The 251-nt window shown below is 61.8% G+C and carries 1 protein-coding gene; it reads right to left on the minus strand.

Annotated elements, in window-relative coordinates; all coding sequences use genetic code 11:
* A partial coding sequence (locus ACSNOK_RS35350) for an MbtH family protein (protein ID WP_436784777.1) occupies nucleotides 1–194 on the minus strand: 194 nt, incomplete at its 3' end.
* Nucleotides 195–251: the final 57 nt, after the last annotated feature.

Here is a 251-nt window from a genome sequence, read left to right on the forward strand (position 1 = left end):
TTCCTGAGGCTGGCGGGGCGCATGTCCGTCCACTGCGCCTCGATGTATTGGACACTGGTCTCGCGGTCACCGGGTCCCCATTCGACCGACCAGCCGTCCGGCACTTCGATGAATTCCGGCCACAGCGAATACTGCCCCTCGGAATTCACCAGGACGAGAAATGCGGAATCGTCGCTCTCGAATGGATGGGACACACCGACTCCTTAAAGGAAGGGCTCAATGGGCGGCCGGGGCACCGAGCAGTTCTGACC

The sequence above is a fragment of the Streptomyces sp. URMC 126 genome, from assembly GCF_051386555.1.
Taxonomy (GTDB): domain Bacteria; phylum Actinomycetota; class Actinomycetes; order Streptomycetales; family Streptomycetaceae; genus Streptomyces.